The organism is Pseudomonas sp. JDS08PS003 (assembly GCF_045013505.1).
Classification (GTDB): domain Bacteria; phylum Pseudomonadota; class Gammaproteobacteria; order Pseudomonadales; family Pseudomonadaceae; genus Aquipseudomonas; species Aquipseudomonas protegens_B.
In genome coordinates this window covers 6,369,003-6,383,407 of the sequence record NZ_CP120724.1, presented here as the reverse complement: position 1 = coordinate 6,383,407, position 14,405 = coordinate 6,369,003, and the positions used below count along the sequence as shown (strand labels likewise).

Genomic DNA, 14,405 nt, shown 5'->3' with positions numbered 1-14,405 from the left:
ATACTGTTTCAGCTTAGTTGCTCTGTGCTTCCTTGCTGCCTATAGAGACACTTTGCAGCGCTTTTCGTGCCTGCTGTTTGCGCAATTGTTGCCAATGCGCGATGACGCCTTTGGGGGCCCAGATCTGTGGTTCTGAGGCTTCGAAGCCATCTGCCTGTTCACGCTCGGCCACCGTGGCCCTGGCCAGTTTGAAGGCATGTTCCAGGTCGTCGGTCTGGTTCAGTGCCTGGGCGAACAAAGCATCGCCGAAGTAGGTGAAGTCGGCCTCTTCGGAGCAGCCGAAAGACACCCGGTCGGCTTGGGAGGCGGTCATGATCAGGGTTCGTTCGTCCTTGAGCGCAGGGATGAAACCACCCGAGTAGCAGGACGAGATAACGATGATCTTGTCGCGGTTTTTCAAGGGCGCCAAGGCGATGGCCAGTTCATCGGCCGGCAGGTCGGCCAACTCCAGGCGCGGCTGATCCAGCACCAGTTCGTGCTCGCTGGTGCCATGGCTGGTGAGGTAGATGAACACCAGGTCCTCGGGGCCGCTGCGTTCGGCCAGGGTCTGTGCGGCGCGGCGCAGGTTTTCCCGGGTGGCCATCGGCCGATTCATCAGGTGGTCGCGGTGGTTGACCAGACGGATCTGACCGTAGGCGCCGAAGCGGCTCGCGAGCATGTTGCTGACGTAGTCGGCTTCACGCAGGAAGACGCTCTGCTTGCCGTCGCCGGCCAGGGTCAGGCTATAGAGTTCGATGGTCGGAGTGGAGACAGGCACCGCATCGAGGGCCTCCTTGAGCAGGCGGCCCTGGACCAGCAGGGCAGTCTCCAATGGGTCCGGCAGTAGTTTGCCGTCGGCGTCGCGAACCCGCATGCCATTGTTCCAGACACCGCTTTGCACACTGCCATCGCGCAGCACCAGCACACCGTGGCCCTGGTAGTTGTCGCTGTCGAAGCCGCCGATGTAGAAGCTGCCGTCACTGAGGTTCAGTCGTCCTTCGCCGCTGAAGCGCCAGTCGCTGAAGGTGCCGACATAATGGCTGCCATCGGCGCCGATCAGCTCGCCCTTGCCACCCAGGGCACCTTCCTTGAACTGGCCGATCCAGACGTCGCCGTCGGAGTTTTCGTAGCGGCCCTTGCCATTGAGCTGGTTGTGTTTGAAACCACCGACATAGATGTCGCCTTCGGCGCTGTTGAAGGTGCCGTTGCCTTCCAGTTGGCCGTTGACGAAGTTACCGCTGAACTGGTTGCCGCTGCCATCGCTGCGCTGGCCTTCGCCATTGGGCTTGCCCTTGGCGAATTGCCCCTGATACTGGCTGCCGTCCTCCAGTTCCAGGCGGCCCAGACCCGAGTACAGGTCGGCCTTGAACTCGCCGCGATAGGTCATGCCGTCTTCTTTGAGGGTGCCTTCGCCGTCCCGGCGCCCGAGTTTGAAGCCGCCGCTGTAGCTGCTGTCCTTGGTGGTCAGGATGCCTTGGCCATGGAACAGCCCTTGCTGGAACTCGCCGCGGTAGACCTCGCCATTGCTGCCGTGCCATTCGCCCTGGCCATGCCATTGGCCCTTGTCGAACTGGCCGGCGTACCAGCTGCCGTTGGGGTAATCGATGCGCCCCTGTCCCTGGAGCAGGCCATTGACCAGATCACCGCGATAGCGCCCGCCGTCGGGCAGTCGGGCATCGGGCGGCAACAGCGATTCGCCGTCTCCGCAAGCGCTGAGCAAGAGGGTCAAGACCAGGGGTACAAGTGGGCGCATAACGGGTTCCGGATAATTAGGGGACCGAGTATGCCGCAGCGGTGTGACTTATATATAGAGAGGTTGAGCGAAACAGCGTGAGCTGTTTCGCATCAGGGGCATTTCAGACGAAGCAGAGCGACAGCGGTTCAGCGATATAGGCAGGTTTTTCCTCGCCGTCGATCTCCAGGGTGGCAGTGGCCTTGAGCAGCCACTGGCCGGGTTTCTTCTCGGTGACGTCGGTCAGCTCGACCTTGAGACGCACCTTGGAGTCGACTTTCACCGGCTGGATGAAGCGCACGCTGTCCAGGCCATAGTTGACCACCATCTTCAGGCCTTCGGGCAGCACGAGGATGTCTTCCATCAGTTTGGGGATCAGCGACAGGGTCAGGAACCCGTGGGCGATGGTGGTGCCGAACGGGGTTTTCGCGGCCTTGGCCGGGTCAACGTGAATGAACTGGAAGTCGCCAGTGGCTTCGGCAAACAGGTTGATACGCTCCTGGTCAATGGTGAGCCACGCGGAACGTCCGAGTTCCTTCCCGACATAATCTTTGAGCTCTGCAACAGGAACATAGGGCATTGAGACTCTCCTTGGTTCAACGATTTTTTTAGTGTTAGACCCAGTGCTTTGTGGTCTGAAGTATCCACTTTAGATCATCATGGCGATCCTTCCCGGTAAACATCCATGCTTTTGGCGAATGCCGGTTCATAGCGCCTGCGTGCTTATAATGCGCCACGGGATCTGGCTGGAGAGGCGGTATGTTGTTACGCGGTTTGACATGGTTGGTGCTGTTCCAATTGCTCGGCACGGCGCTCAATCATCTGCTGTTACCCGTACTGCCAGGGCCGATCATCGGCCTGTTGCTGCTGCTGGTTTTTCTGGTGGTGCGTGGCGAAGTGGGCGAGCCGCTGAACCTGGCGGCCAGCAGTCTGTTGCGTTACCTGCCACTGCTGTTGGTGCCGCCTGCCGTCGGGGTGATGGTCTATGCCCGGGATATCGCCGCGGACTTCTGGGCAATCACCGGAGCGCTGGTGCTGTCGCTGGTGATCTCCATGGCTTTTGTCGGCGTGCTGATGCAGCGCCTGGTCAAGCGCCAGTCCCGCCGGGAGGACAGCCAATGAATGTCGATTGGCAGGGCGCCTGGGCGGCGGTGATTCACCATCCGCTGTTCGGTATCGGCATCACCCTGGGTGCCTATCAACTGGTGTTGGCAGCTTTTGAGAAAACTCGCTGGATGTTCCTGCAGCCGGTACTGGTGTCCATGCTGCTGGTGATTGGTGTGTTGCTTGGCTGTGGCTTGAGTTATGCCGAGTATCGCAAGAGCACCGAGATTCTGAGCATTCTGCTGGGCCCGGCCACTGTGGCCCTGGCAGTGCCCTTGTACCTCAACCTGCGGCGCATCCGCCAATTGTTCTGGCCGATATTGACTACGCTGGTGGTGGGCGGGGTGCTGGCCACCAGTCTGGGGGTGCTGTTGGGATGGTGGTTCGGTGCTGAGCACATGATCCTCATGACCATGGCGCCCAAGTCGGTGACCTCGCCGATCGCCATGCTGGTGGCCGAGCAGATTGGTGGCGTCGCGGCCCTGGCTGCGGTGTTCGTGCTGATTACCGGAGTGATCGGGGCGATTTTCGGCCCGAGCATCCTCAACCGCCTGGGCGTTCATGGGCCTGAGGCGCGAGGCATGGCCTTGGGCATGACCGCTCATGCGGTGGGCACCTCGGTGGCCTTGCAGGAGAGTGAGGAGTGCGGCGCCTTCGCGGCGCTGGCCATGAGTCTGATGGGCGTGGCCACGGCGGTACTGCTGCCGTTGGCGGTGTCTTTGCTGGTTTAAGGATTGATGTATGAGCCTAGCGCTGTTTCCCCTGAATACCGTGCTGTTCCCTGACTGCATCCTCGATCTGCAGATTTTCGAGGCGCGCTACCTGGACATGATTGGCCGCTGCATGAAGCAGGGCTGCGGCTTCGGGGTGGTGTGCATCCTGGAGGGTGAGGAGGTCGGTAGTGCCGCGTCGGGCTATGCCCTGGTGGGCTGCGAGGCACTGATTACCGACTTTCACCAGCAGGACAATGGGCTCCTGGGAATCAGGGTCAAGGGTGGTCGGCGTTTCCGCGTGCTCGAGAGCGAAGTGCAGAAAGACCAACTGACGGTGGCCCAGGTCCAGTGGCTGCCGGAGGCTGCGGAGCAACCACTGCAGGATGAGGACGCAGACCTGATCGCGCTGCTCAAGGCCCTGGCCGAGCATCCGATGGTGGAGGCCCTGGACATGGGCAGCGAGGCGGCGGGGCAGTTGTCCCTGGCTAATCAACTGGCCTACCTGCTGCCTTTTTCCGAACAGGACAAGATCGACCTGCTGCAACTGGATGACCCGCAGCAGCGTCTCGATGCCATCCAGCAACTGCTGGATGAGCTGCAAGGCGAACTCTTCGCCTGAGCCCTGAACCTCTAGCGGCAGCTACAGCTTGCCGCTTGCACTCTTAATAGGCATATCGCAGCAGGGCGTGAGGCAGATGCCGTGTCGCCATGAACCCGCACATCAACAGCATGACCGGCAGTAGCAGCCACCAGACCTTGGCCGACATCGGCTTGAGCGGGCCTTGCCATTGAATCAGGGTCAGGCTGGCGGCACAGACACAGGTTGCGAGCATGGCACCGGCGAGAATGTCGGTTGGCCAATGGGCACCCAGGTAGACCCGGGACAAGGCAATGGACGCCGCCGGCAGGCAGCCCAGCAACAGCCAGGTCAGGCGCATTCGTGGTGGCTGGCCACGGCCTGCCAGTACCGCCAGGGTCAGGAACAGGGCGAAGGAGCCAGAAGAGTGGCCGCTAGGCATACTGAAACTGGTGAGGGGCTCGGTCAGAACCTCGGGACGTACCCGTGCGAAAAACCATTTGCTGCCGGTGTTGGCCAGTGCAGTGCACATCAGGGTCGCGCCGGCGAATACGGCTTGGCGCCATTGGCGCAGGGCCAGGAGTAGCAGGGTCAGTACCGCGCTGATGATGAACATGGCGCGAAATTCGCCGATCTGGGTGACCATCACCATGATCTTGTCCAGGGTCGGGTTCCGGTGTTCCTGTACCAGGGCGATCAGGCCCTGGTCGAACTGCGTGAGATAGGGGTAGCCGATGAACAGCCCTGCCAGGATCAACAGGCTCAGGCCGGACATCAGCAGGGTCGCCCGGCGATGACGACGCAGGCTGCTGGCGACGCTCAAGCCGATCAGCACCGCGAGGCTGCCGACTACGACACCGGCTTGTGGCCAGAAGCCTTCGGGCAGCGGCAGGCGAATCGCCGCGCCAGTGGCCCAGCCTGGCAGCAGGTAAGCCACTGACCAGCCTGCTGCAGCCAAGAGGCTGACGGCGAAAAATCGTGCAAATGGCATGTCGAACATGCCGGCAACCATTGGCAGCATCGGCCGCAACGGGCCGATGAAGCGCCCTACCAACAGACTGGCGATGCCGTAACGCTGGAAATAGGCTTCGGCGCCGTTGATCCATTCCGGATGATGGCGCAGTCCTGGCAGGCGACGGATACTCTGGTGAAAGTGTCGCCCCAGCAGGTAGGACACCACGTCCCCGAGCAAACCGCCGAACAACCCCAGGAGCAGGGTTTCTCCCAGTGACAGCGCGCCGTTGCCGGCCAGCACGGCAATCGCGAACAGCAGCACCGTTCCCGGAACGATCAGGCCGGCAATGGCCAGGCACTCCACGCAGGCCACAATAAATACGGCGGCGGCCAGCCATTGCGGGTTGCTGGTCAGCCAGGCGGTCACGCTGTCGAGCCATGGGCCCATAAATTCAACTCCATTGTCAGTGTCTGGCGGGTACGGGCTGCGGTAATCAGTCGAGGATCAGGTAGTCGCGACCTTCGACTTGGCCACGGCGCAGCGGGTTCCTTGTGCAGTGGGGTGCATAGGCGGCATCGACGAAGCGGTACATCAGGTGTTCGTCACGACCGTGGGGGATGCCCAGGCGCGTGGTCTGGATGATGTGCGGCACGGCGCTGCCGACGTCCTCGACGAAGAGGGTTTCGTGATCGAAGCGTTTTGCATCCCAGATCGGGACTTTCAAGCCCATGGCCTTGCACAGCAGGGTCTGGCCAGCGCAGAGCTTCTGCGAGGGGCGCGGGCGGCCACGGGCGTCCGGGTTGTTCAGCAGCATTTGCGCCAGGCTGGCCGGGCCGGAGACGGCGTCGACCCAGGGATAGGCGGACTTGATCAGTACCGCATTGCCAGGGCCCTGGGCGCTGAAGTTAAGCGAGTCGCCGCCGCGGGCGTAGTACATATAGATGTGCCCGCCATCGAGAAACAAAGCCTTACGTTTTTCTGTGTAGCCGAGGGAGGCGTGGCTGCCTTTTTCCTCGCAGTAATAGGCTTCGGTTTCGATAATGCGCGCGGACAACCACAGCTCGCCGACTTTATGGCGAATGACTTTGCCCAGCAGCTCACGGGCCAAGAGCTGAGCATCACGGTCGAAAAAGCCGTCAGGCAAGGCTTTGGGCAGGTTCGCAGAGGTCAGGATGGACATGGTGGCGAGGGTTATGGCGGAAAAAGTGACGTAATGGTAACAACTCCAGGCTTAATTCAGGCTGAAGCACGAGTATTTACACTCCATTTCGACCATCCGCCTGTGACCGCTGTCCGTGAACGGGCGCGACAGCTATAATCAGCCGCTTTCCTCTTTGCCAAGACCACACCAGACCATGACTGAGTCCGTTCTTGACTACATGACCCGTTTGGGTCGCGCTGCCCGCCAAGCTTCCCGGGTGATCGCCCGTGCCACCACTGCGCAGAAGAACCGTGCGCTGCTGGCGGCTGCCGATGCCCTGGACGCTGCGCGACCGGAGCTGACCGCAGCCAACGAGCAGGACCTGGCAAGCGGCCGGGCCAATGGTCTGGAACCCGCTCTGCTGGATCGTCTGGCGCTGACTCCCGCACGCATCGACGAAATGATCGAAGGCCTGCGTCAGGTGGCCAAACTGCCCGACCCCATCGGTGAAATCCGCGATATGCGCTACCTGCCTTCGGGCATTCAGGTGGGCAAGATGCGCGTGCCCCTGGGCGTGATCGGCATCATCTACGAGTCCCGTCCGAACGTGACCATCGATGCTGCCAGCCTGTGCCTGAAGTCTGGCAACGCCACTATCCTGCGGGGCGGTTCCGAGGCCATTCATTCCAACCGTGCCATTGCCACCTGCATTCAGCAGGGATTGGCGGCTGCCGATCTGCCGCCTCATGTGGTGCAAGTGGTGGAAACCACCGATCGTGCTGCGGTGGGCGCGCTGATCACCATGCCCGAGTTTGTCGACGTGATAGTGCCTCGTGGCGGCAAGAGCCTGATCGAGCGGGTCAGCCGCGATGCCAAAGTGCCGGTGATCAAGCACCTGGACGGCGTCTGTCATGTGTTCATCGACGTGGCGGCGGACCTGGACAAGGCGATTCGTATTGCCGATAACGCCAAGACCCAGCGCTACGCGCCGTGCAACACCATGGAAACCCTGCTGGTTCATGCCGCCATCGCTGACCGTGTGCTGCCGCCATTGGCTGCGATCTATCGCGACAAGGGCGTCGAGCTGCGTGGCTGCGAGCAAACCCGAGGAATTCTCGGCGCCGATGTGCTGCAAGCGACTGAAGAAGACTGGCGCACCGAGTACACCGCGCCGATCCTCTCGATCCGGGTGCTGGACAGCCTGGAGCAGGCGATCGAGCACATCAATACCTACGGTTCGCACCACACCGACTCCATCGTCACCGAGAACTTCAGTGACGCTCGGCGCTTCCTCAACGAAGTGGATTCCAGTTCGGTCATGGTCAACGCCTCTACGCGCTTTGCCGACGGTTTTGAATATGGCCTGGGGGCGGAGATCGGCATTTCCACCGACAAGCTGCACGCCCGTGGCCCGGTTGGGCTGGAAGGCTTGACCAGCGAGAAGTATGTGGTTTTCGGCGACGGTCACGTGCGCACTTGATGGGCAAACGTATCGGTCTGCTGGGCGGCACCTTCGATCCAGTGCATATCGGCCACTTGCGTGGTGCGCTGGAGGTGGCGGAATCCATGCAACTCGATGAGTTGCGCCTGACACCCAGTGCCAGGCCGCCTCATCGGGATACACCGCAAGTGTCGGCGCTCGATCGTCTGGCAATGGTCGAATGTGCGGTGGCGGGCGTTTCCCCCCTGGTGGTGGACGACCGTGAGCTGAAGCGGGACAAGCCGTCCTACACCATCGACACCCTGGAACAGATGCGGGCCGAGCTGGCCGCGGATGACCAGTTGTTTCTGTTACTGGGCTGGGACGCGTTTTGCGGCCTGCCCACCTGGCATCGTTGGGAAGAATTACTCCAGCATTGCCACATCCTGGTGCTGCAACGCCCGGATGCCGACAGCGAGCCACCGGATGCCTTGCGCAACCTGTTGGCGGCGCGCTCGGTGAGCGACCCGCTGGCCCTGCAAGGGCCGGGGGGACACATTGCATTCGTCTGGCAGACGCCGCTTGCGGTGTCCGCCACCCAGATCCGTCAACTGCTGGCCAGCGGTAAGTCGGTACGTTTCCTGGTGCCTGACGCGGTCCTGGCCTATATCGATGCTCACGGACTTTACCGTGCGCCGAACTGAAGGAACGCTGCCGGCCTGTGCTGAGCGGCGCTCCAAACATACGAGCTGAACGAGTTTTATATGACTAACCAAGTAATGAAAGGCGAAGATCTGGTCAAGGTGGCTGTTGCCGCGCTGGAAGACGTCAAAGCCCAGGACATCCTGGTGATCGATGTTCGCGACAAGCAGAGCATCACTGACTACATGATCATCGCCACCGGTACCTCCAATCGCCAGATCAGCGCGATGCTGGAAAAGGTCCGCGAAATGGTCAAGGCCCAGGGCGTGCGCCCGTTGGGTGAAGAAGGCAAGGGCGACAGCGACTGGGTGCTGCTGGACCTGGACGACGTGATCGTGCACATGATGACCGCCTCGGCCCGCCAGTTCTACGACCTGGAGCGTCTGTGGCAGGGCGCCGAGCAGAGCCGCGCGGCTGACGGCAAGCACCACAGCCCGGAGCATGGTCACGAGCACTTCACCAAGCTCAACAAAGACCAGCAATAAGGGACGGCTGTGCGCCTGCGTCTGATCGCTGTCGGTTCACGCATGCCCAAGTGGGTGGAAGAGGGTTGGCACGAATATGCCAAGCGTCTGCCATCCGAGCTGGCGCTGGAACTGGTGGAAATTCCGCTCAATACCCGAGGCAAGAACGCCGACGTGGCTCGCTTCATCCGTCAGGAAGGCGAAGCCATGCTGGCCAAGGTCGGGCATAACGAGCGCATCGTCACTCTTGAGGTGCACGGCAAACCCTGGAGCACCGAGCAGTTGGCGGTGGAACTGGATCGCTGGCGCCTCGATTCGCGCACCGTGAATTTCATGGTCGGCGGCCCGGAAGGGCTGGCGCCGGAAGTCTGCGCGCGAGCGGATCAGCGCTGGTCGCTGTCGCCGCTGACCTTGCCGCACCCGCTGGTGCGGATTCTCATCGGTGAACAGCTGTATCGCGCCTGGACCGTGTTGTCCGGGCACCCTTACCACAAGTAGCCCGCGCCCCTAATGTCCCAGCCGATCCGTATCAAGGACCACGAAAAAGACGCCCGTCTGGTGCGTGGCCGGGTCGTGTTCGGCGCCATCATGGTGGTCTGCCTGATTGGCGTGCTGATTGCCCGGCTGTATTACCTGCAGGTGATCCAGTACGACTATCACTCCACGCTGTCGGAGAACAATCGGGTGCATGTGCAGCCGATTCCCCCGACTCGCGGACTTATTTTCGACCGTAATGGCGTGGTAGTGGCTGATAACCGGCCCAGCTTCAGCCTGAGCATGACCCGCGAACGTTCCGGTGACTGGCAGCAGGTCCTCGATGTGATTGTCGAGGTGCTGGAACTGACCCCTGAAGACCGGGTGCTGTTCGAAAAGCGCATGAAGCAGGGGCGGCGTCCCTTCGAGCCGGTGCCGATCCTCTTCGAGTTGACGGAAGAGCAGATTGCCCGCATTGCGGTGAACCAGTTCCGTTTGCCCGGGGTGGAGGTGGTTGCTCAACTGGTCCGGCATTACCCTCAGGGAGCGCATTTTGCGCACTCCGTGGGCTATATGGGACGGATCAACGAGAAAGAGCTGAAGTCCCTTGATCCGGTGAACTACAGCGGTACCCACCATATCGGCAAGACTGGCATCGAACGCTTCTATGAGCCGGAACTGCATGGGCAGGTGGGTTACGAAGAAGTTGAAACCAACGCACGTGGTCGAGTGCTGCGGGTGCTCAAGCGCACCGACCCGATTCCCGGCAAGGACATTGTCCTGAGCCTGGATATCAAGTTGCAGGAGGCCGCGGAGCTGGCTCTGGGCGGCCGCCGCGGTGCGGTGGTGGCGCTGGACCCGAGCACCGGTGAAGTCCTGGCGATGGTCAGCCAGCCGAGTTTCGATCCGAACCTGTTCGTCACCGGTATCAGCTTCAAGGCTTACGCCGAATTGCGTGATTCCATTGATCGGCCGCTGTTCAACCGGGTGCTGCGCGGCCTGTATCCGCCGGGTTCGACCATCAAGCCGGCGGTGGCGATTGCCGGGTTGGACGCCGGGGTGGTGACGGCCTCGTCTCGCGTCTACGACCCGGGCTACTACCAACTGCCCAACTACGATCACAAGTACCGCAACTGGAACCGTACCGGTGACGGTTATGTCGACCTGGACACCGCGATCATGCGGTCCAACGACACCTATTTCTATGACCTGGCCCACAAGCTGGGGATCGATCGGCTCTCGGCCTACATGACCAAGTTCGGCATCGGCCAGAAGGTCTCACTGGACATGTTCGAGGAGTCCCCCGGGTTGATGCCGACCCGCGAGTGGAAGCGCGCCACCCGGCGTCAGGCCTGGTTCCCTGGAGAAACCCTGATTCTCGGGATCGGCCAGGGTTACATGCAGTCGACGCCGTTGCAGCTGGCCCAGGCTACCGCCCTGGTTGCCAGTAAAGGTAAGTGGAACCGGCCGCACTTGGCCAAGAGCATCGAAGGCGAGAAACCGGTGGATCACAACCCGATGCCGGACATCGTCCTGCGCGACCCGTCGGACTGGATGAAGGTCAATCACGGCATGCAGCAGGTGATGCACGGCGCCCGAGGCACTGCGCGCAAGGCCGCGGTCGGTTCGCAGTACCGGATCGCCGGCAAGAGCGGTACCGCCCAGGTGGTGGCGATCAAGCAGGGCGAGAAATACGACCGCTCCAAGGTTCAAGAGCGGCATCGCGACCACGCCCTGTTTGTCGGCTTCGCCCCGGCGGAAAATCCGAAGATCGTGGTCTCGGTCATGGTCGAGAACGGTGAGTCGGGCTCCGGTGTCGCGGCTCCCGTGGTGCGTCAGGTGATGGATGCCTGGCTTCTCGGCCAGGACGGCCAGCTCAAGCCTGAGTTCGCCAGCCCTATCAGCGCGGAGGCTACGGCCCGTGAAGAGTAATTTTGACCGCATCCTCTCCAGTGAGGATGTGATGCGCCGTCGCGCGACGCTGTTGCAGCGCCTGCATATCGACGGCCCGCTATTGGTGCTATTGCTGACCCTGGCCGCCGGCAGCCTGTTCGTGCTGTATTCGGCCAGTGGCAAGAGTTGGGACCTGCTGGCCAAGCAGGCCACGTCCTTCGGCATCGGCTTGGTGTCGATGATTGTCATCGCTCAATTCGAACCGCGTTTCATGGCGCGCTGGGTGCCCCTGGGCTACGTGTTCGGTGTGGTGTTGCTGGTGGTGGTGGACGTCATGGGTCACAACGCCATGGGCGCGACCCGCTGGATCAACATTCCTGGGGTGATTCGCTTCCAGCCGTCGGAGTTCATGAAGATCATCATGCCGGCGACCATCGCCTGGTACCTGTCCAAGCGCACCTTGCCGCCCCATCTCAAGCATGTGGGGATCAGCCTGGTATTGATCGGTATTCCATTCATCCTGATCGTACGCCAGCCGGACCTGGGCACCGCTCTGCTGATCCTGGCCGGTGGCACCTTCGTGCTGTTCATGGGCGGGTTGCGCTGGCGCTGGATTCTGAGTGTGCTGGCAGCCGCAGTACCGGTGGCGATCGCCATGTGGTTCTTCATCATGCATGACTACCAGAAACAGCGAATCCTGACTTTTCTCGACCCCGAGAGCGATCCTCTGGGCACGGGCTGGAACATTATCCAGTCCAAGGCGGCCATCGGTTCCGGCGGGGTTTTCGGCAAGGGCTGGCTGCTGGGTACGCAGTCGCACCTGGACTTTTTGCCGGAGAGCCACACTGACTTCATTATTGCGGTCATGGGCGAGGAGTTCGGTCTGGTGGGCATCTGCGCGCTGTTGCTGATCTACCTGCTGCTGATCGGGCGCGGGTTGGTGATCACTGCCCAGGCGCAGACCTTGTTCGGCAAGTTGCTCGCCGGCAGCCTGACCATGACGTTTTTTGTTTACGTTTTCGTCAACATCGGTATGGTCAGTGGCTTGTTGCCGGTAGTGGGGGTTCCGTTGCCGTTCATTAGCTACGGAGGAACTTCGCTGGTGACGCTACTGTCAGCGTTTGGGGTTTTGATGTCGATCCATACCCATCGCAAGTGGATCGCGCAGGTTTGATTAAGGTGAAGAATTCAATGCAAGTAATGCGTGGCTGGGCTGCTCGGCATGCGCCGTGGGTCGGTCTGGTAAGCATCCTTGGTGCAGCGCAACCCGCGTTCGCCGGTGATTACGAAGGTTCGCCGCAAGTGGCCGAATTCGTTGGCGAAATGACTCGGGACTATGGTTTCGCCGGGGAACAGCTGATGGGCGTGTTCCGCGAGGCCGAGCGCAAGCAATCGATTCTTGATGCCATCTCCCGGCCTGCCGAGCGGGTCAAGCAGTGGAAAGAATACCGGCCGATGTTCATTACCGACGCGCGCATTGCTCGCGGTGTGGATTTCTGGCGCCAGCATGAAGCGGTTCTGGCTCGCGCCGAGCAGGAATATGGCGTGCCGGCCCAGGTCATCGTGTCGATTATCGGCGTTGAGACCTTTTTTGGGCGTAATACCGGTAATTACCGGGTGATCGATGCTTTATCTACCCTGGGTTTCGATTATCCGCCCCGTGCCGAATTCTTCCGCAAGGAGCTGCGCGAGTTCCTGCTGCTGGCCCGTGAAGAGCAGCTCGATCCGCTGAGCCTCAAGGGCTCCTACGCAGGAGCCATGGGCCTGCCGCAGTTCATGCCGAGCAGTTTCCGCGCCTATGCGGTGGATTTCGACGGTGATGGCCACATCAATATCTGGACCAACCCGGACGATGCCATTGGCAGTGTCGCCAGTTACTTCAAGCGTCATGGCTGGGTGGCCGGTGAACCGGTGGTGAGTCGTGCCGATGTGCGTGGCGATCGCGTGGACGAAGGATTGACCACAGGGATCGAGCCGACCAAGACGGTCGGGGAGTTGCGGGCCCTGGGTTGGTCGAGTCATGATGCGCTGCGCGATGATATGCCGGTCACCGCTTTCCGTCTGGAAGGTGACAGTGGCCCGGAGTACTGGATGGGCCTGAAGAACTTTTATGCGATCACTCGCTATAACCGCAGCGTGATGTATGCCATGGCCGTACATCAGTTGTCTGAACAGCTGGTCCAAGCACGGGGCGTCAAGTAATGCTGGCAATGCCAATCCGCAAACCCCTGAAGCTGTTGGCTTTTGCCGCGTTGTCCTTGTTGTTGGTCAGTTGCTCGACGAGTCGCTCGCCGCAACAGAAGTCCTCGAGTGGCGTGCGTTCCATGCCTGGCCTGGACGTCAATCGCGCCCACAAGGATGGCGCACCCTGGTGGGACGTCGATGTCTCGCGCATTCCCGATGCGACCCCGACCCTGCACACCGGCCCGTACAAGGCCAATCCCTATACGGTGCTGGGCAAGACCTATTTCCCCATCCAGGAATCCAAGAACTACGTGGCCTCTGGCACGGCGTCTTGGTACGGCACCAAGTTCCATGGTCAGAATACCGCCAATGGCGAGGTCTATGACCTTTACGGCATGAGCGCTGCACACAAGACCCTGCCGTTGCCCAGTTACGTGAAGGTCACCAACCTGGACAACAATCGTAGCGTGATCCTGCGGGTCAACGATCGCGGTCCGTTCTACTCCGACCGCATCATCGACCTGTCCTACGCTGCGGCAAAGAAGCTCGGCTACGCCGAGACAGGCACCGCTCGGGTCAAGGTCGAAGGCATCGATCCGCAGCAATGGTGGGCCCAGCGTGGCCGTCCGGCGCCGTTGATGCTCAATGAGCCGCAAGTGGCGCAGAATAGCGCGCCGGTGATCACGGCTTCGGCCGGTACTGTCGAACAATGGACGCCGCCGCCCCAGCAACACGCTGCCGCAGTGGTTCCCGTACAAGTGAAAAACACTGCTGCAGCGGCCTCTGGCCAGTATCTGCAGGTGGGTGCTTTCGCCAACCCGGACGCTGCCGAGTTGCTGCGGTCGAAATTGAGCGGAATGGTGAGCGCCCCGGTGTTCATCAGCTCGATCGTACGTAATCAGCAGACGCTGCATCGAGTGCGACTGGGGCCATTCGGCACGCCGGGTGAGGCTCAGCAAGCGCAGAACAGTGTGCGGCTGGCTAACCTTGGCCAGCCCAGCGTGGTCACTGCCGAGTAAGAAGATTGAAGGTCCGCTTGCGGTTTTGGGGGGCGGACCCTGGTTGTT

Annotated in this window: 15 protein-coding genes; 11 read left to right on the top strand and 4 right to left on the bottom strand. The window is 61.3% G+C overall.

Annotated features, from left to right (window positions below; genetic code table 11):
- Nucleotides 1–13: 13 nt before the first annotated feature.
- Both P7C00_RS28510 and P7C00_RS28505 read right to left on the bottom strand, forming a co-directional pair.
- Nucleotides 14–1,732 carry a C13 family peptidase gene (locus P7C00_RS28510; protein ID WP_346635661.1) on the bottom strand — a complete coding sequence of 573 codons (1,719 nt, stop codon included), beginning with the start codon at nt 1,730–1,732 and terminating at the stop codon, nt 14–16.
- Nucleotides 1,733–1,835: 103 nt separating this feature from the next.
- Complete coding sequence (locus P7C00_RS28505; RefSeq protein WP_346635662.1) at nt 1,836–2,291, bottom strand: MaoC family dehydratase; 456 nt, start codon at nt 2,289–2,291, stop codon at nt 1,836–1,838.
- A 179-nt stretch (nt 2,292–2,470) separates the two neighbouring features.
- On the opposite strand from P7C00_RS28505, the gene P7C00_RS28500 reads away from it, so the two are divergent.
- From P7C00_RS28500 to P7C00_RS28490, 3 genes are read left to right on the top strand one after another with little or no spacing between them, the layout of a single operon-like run.
- A complete protein-coding gene (locus tag P7C00_RS28500) occupies nt 2,471–2,833 on the top strand; it encodes a CidA/LrgA family protein (protein WP_346635663.1) in 363 nt (120 codons plus the stop codon).
- Complete coding sequence (locus P7C00_RS28495; protein ID WP_346635664.1) at nt 2,830–3,546, top strand: LrgB family protein; 717 nt, start codon at nt 2,830–2,832, stop codon at nt 3,544–3,546. The genes P7C00_RS28500 and P7C00_RS28495 overlap by 4 nt, the downstream gene beginning before the upstream one ends.
- Nucleotides 3,547–3,556: 10 nt before the next feature.
- Complete coding sequence (locus P7C00_RS28490) at nt 3,557–4,147, top strand: LON peptidase substrate-binding domain-containing protein (RefSeq protein WP_346635665.1); 591 nt, start codon at nt 3,557–3,559, stop codon at nt 4,145–4,147.
- A 43-nt stretch (nt 4,148–4,190) separates the two neighbouring features.
- Here the strand turns inward: P7C00_RS28490 and P7C00_RS28485 are convergent, their stop codons facing one another.
- Together P7C00_RS28485 and P7C00_RS28480 are read right to left on the bottom strand one after the other, a co-directional pair.
- A complete protein-coding gene (locus tag P7C00_RS28485) occupies nt 4,191–5,507 on the bottom strand; it encodes a bifunctional DedA family/phosphatase PAP2 family protein (protein WP_346635666.1) in 1,317 nt (438 codons plus the stop codon).
- A 46-nt stretch (nt 5,508–5,553) separates the two neighbouring features.
- Nucleotides 5,554–6,240, bottom strand: coding sequence for a DNA-3-methyladenine glycosylase (locus P7C00_RS28480; RefSeq protein ID WP_346635667.1), 687 nt, complete (start codon nt 6,238–6,240; stop codon nt 5,554–5,556).
- Nucleotides 6,241–6,415: 175 nt separating this feature from the next.
- Here P7C00_RS28480 and P7C00_RS28475 point away from each other — a divergent pair, with 175 nt between their 5' ends.
- From P7C00_RS28475 to P7C00_RS28440, 8 genes are read left to right on the top strand one after another with little or no spacing between them, the layout of a single operon-like run.
- Nucleotides 6,416–7,681, top strand: coding sequence for a glutamate-5-semialdehyde dehydrogenase (locus P7C00_RS28475; protein WP_346635668.1), 1,266 nt, complete (start codon nt 6,416–6,418; stop codon nt 7,679–7,681).
- Nucleotides 7,681–8,325: a nicotinate-nucleotide adenylyltransferase gene (gene nadD, locus P7C00_RS28470; RefSeq protein WP_092309649.1), complete on the top strand. Its 645-nt coding sequence runs from the start codon at nt 7,681–7,683 to the stop codon at nt 8,323–8,325. Before P7C00_RS28475 ends, nadD begins: the two co-directional genes overlap by 1 nt.
- A gap of 60 nt (nt 8,326–8,385) precedes the next feature.
- Nucleotides 8,386–8,808, top strand: coding sequence for a ribosome silencing factor (gene rsfS, locus P7C00_RS28465; protein WP_404937739.1), 423 nt, complete (start codon nt 8,386–8,388; stop codon nt 8,806–8,808).
- A gap of 9 nt (nt 8,809–8,817) precedes the next feature.
- Nucleotides 8,818–9,285: a 23S rRNA (pseudouridine(1915)-N(3))-methyltransferase RlmH gene (gene rlmH, locus P7C00_RS28460; RefSeq protein WP_011063671.1), complete on the top strand. Its 468-nt coding sequence runs from the start codon at nt 8,818–8,820 to the stop codon at nt 9,283–9,285.
- Nucleotides 9,286–9,297: 12 nt separating this feature from the next.
- Entirely contained in the window at nt 9,298–11,193 is a 1,896-nt protein-coding gene (gene mrdA / locus P7C00_RS28455) for a penicillin-binding protein 2 (RefSeq protein WP_346635669.1), read from the top strand.
- A gap of 31 nt (nt 11,194–11,224) precedes the next feature.
- On the top strand, nt 11,225–12,328 hold the full coding sequence (rodA, locus tag P7C00_RS28450; RefSeq protein ID WP_015637169.1) for a rod shape-determining protein RodA: 1,104 nt from the start codon (nt 11,225–11,227) through the stop codon (nt 12,326–12,328).
- Nucleotides 12,329–12,333: 5 nt separating this feature from the next.
- The gene (mltB, locus tag P7C00_RS28445) at nt 12,334–13,356 is read left to right on the top strand and encodes a lytic murein transglycosylase B (protein WP_185073441.1); all 1,023 of its coding nucleotides are present in this window, start codon (nt 12,334–12,336) and stop codon (nt 13,354–13,356) included.
- Entirely contained in the window at nt 13,356–14,357 is a 1,002-nt protein-coding gene (locus tag P7C00_RS28440; protein WP_404937738.1) for a septal ring lytic transglycosylase RlpA family protein, read from the top strand. The genes mltB and P7C00_RS28440 overlap by 1 nt, the downstream gene beginning before the upstream one ends.
- Nucleotides 14,358–14,405: the final 48 nt, after the last annotated feature.

Bases quoted from the DNA above. Each gene is read 5' to 3' on its own strand.
- P7C00_RS28500 (WP_346635663.1), top strand. From the start codon at position 2,471: ATGTTGTTACGCGGTTTGACATGGTTGGTGCTGTTCCAATTGCTCGGC.
- rsfS (WP_404937739.1), top strand. From the start codon at position 8,386: ATGACTAACCAAGTAATGAAAGGCGAAGATCTGGTCAAGGTGGCTGTT.
- P7C00_RS28480 (WP_346635667.1), bottom strand. From the start codon at position 6,240: ATGTCCATCCTGACCTCTGCGAACCTGCCCAAAGCCTTGCCTGACGGC.
- P7C00_RS28510 (WP_346635661.1), bottom strand. From the start codon at position 1,732: ATGCGCCCACTTGTACCCCTGGTCTTGACCCTCTTGCTCAGCGCTTGC.
- nadD (WP_092309649.1), top strand. From the start codon at position 7,681: ATGGGCAAACGTATCGGTCTGCTGGGCGGCACCTTCGATCCAGTGCAT.
- P7C00_RS28440 (WP_404937738.1), top strand. From the start codon at position 13,356: ATGCTGGCAATGCCAATCCGCAAACCCCTGAAGCTGTTGGCTTTTGCC.
- P7C00_RS28475 (WP_346635668.1), top strand. From the start codon at position 6,416: ATGACTGAGTCCGTTCTTGACTACATGACCCGTTTGGGTCGCGCTGCC.
- P7C00_RS28490 (WP_346635665.1), top strand. From the start codon at position 3,557: ATGAGCCTAGCGCTGTTTCCCCTGAATACCGTGCTGTTCCCTGACTGC.
- P7C00_RS28505 (WP_346635662.1), bottom strand. From the start codon at position 2,291: ATGCCCTATGTTCCTGTTGCAGAGCTCAAAGATTATGTCGGGAAGGAA.
- mrdA (WP_346635669.1), top strand. From the start codon at position 9,298: ATGTCCCAGCCGATCCGTATCAAGGACCACGAAAAAGACGCCCGTCTG.
- P7C00_RS28495 (WP_346635664.1), top strand. From the start codon at position 2,830: ATGAATGTCGATTGGCAGGGCGCCTGGGCGGCGGTGATTCACCATCCG.
- rodA (WP_015637169.1), top strand. From the start codon at position 11,225: ATGCGCCGTCGCGCGACGCTGTTGCAGCGCCTGCATATCGACGGCCCG.
- P7C00_RS28485 (WP_346635666.1), bottom strand. From the start codon at position 5,507: ATGGGCCCATGGCTCGACAGCGTGACCGCCTGGCTGACCAGCAACCCG.